The 981-nt window shown below is 63.8% G+C and carries 2 protein-coding genes; both read right to left on the reverse strand.

From position 1 onward, the window contains the following. Positions 1 to 451, reverse strand: a 451-nt coding sequence (locus tag ACYVDE_RS24220; RefSeq protein WP_460504082.1) for a CDP-alcohol phosphatidyltransferase family protein, incomplete at its 3' end; no start/stop codon positions are given. A gap of 343 nt (positions 452 to 794) precedes the next feature. Then, the coding region (locus ACYVDE_RS24225; protein ID WP_460504083.1) for a creatininase family protein at positions 795 to 981 on the reverse strand (187 nt) is incomplete at its 5' end.

Consider the following 981-nt stretch of genomic DNA (forward strand, 5'->3'; position numbering starts at 1 on the left):
TTTTGCCGCAGGGGCCGTCGTAGCGGCGGCCGCCACCTACCACCTGCCCCAGCACGCCCACAAACTCGCTCAGCCCGGCCAGGAACACCACCGCCAGCACCCCGACGGCATGCACGCCCGGCAGCAGAGCCAGCGGCACGTAGAGGGCGGTATCAGCCACCACGTCGCCGGCCTCGTTCAGCAGCGCGCCGAGTTGGCTTTGCTGCCCGTACTCGCGGGCCAGTAGGCCGTCGATGGCATTCAGGGCCATACGGGCCAGCAGAAAGGCGGGCAGCAGGGCCCAGGCCCAGCGGTTGGCGGGAGCCAGCGCCAGCCAGATGCCGTAAGCGGCCGAGGCCAGCGCGGCCGCCACGGTTACGCTGTTGGCCGTGCAGCCGGCCCAGTGGAAGAAGGCAGTAGCGGGCCGCAACAGCTGCTGAAACCGGGGCTTCAGGTCGTAGATGGATGGCATGGGCGGAAGGTTTGGCGGGTGGTTCTGGCGGCGCTTCAGTTTGCACCGAGCCGGGTTGATATTGAGCCAAAACTAGAAGTTGCCCCAAGGCCTTCGCAATCCAGAAATTCGAGATTACGGACTTTATCCAAGTAGCTCATTCCAGCCGAAAAAGCCTTTATTCAGCTGTCAATAGCAATAATCCGTTAAGCGGCATCAGACTTTTCAGCCACCGCTATATCGTCGTATTCTGGTATAAATCAGCGGCACGCACGCCAAAAAATAAGCGGCCAACCACTTCGCCCGGGGGCGAAATAGTTGGCCGCGTACTGTCATCGAACGAAGCGAAGGCGCGCTGCCTCTGCTACTCGTACAAGTCCTGCGGGTCGGCGGCGGCCAGCTCCACCAGAAACTGCGCGATGTTGGTGGTCACGGCTTCCAAGAAGGCCGCGCCTTTTTCGGCGGTGGCGGCGGCCGGGTTGCCCACGCCGGTATCGGCCGATACCTGGCTCCACTCGCGTTGGGCCCAGGCCCAGCCCTCGCGCAGCGCC

The organism is Hymenobacter agri, assembly GCF_054778495.1.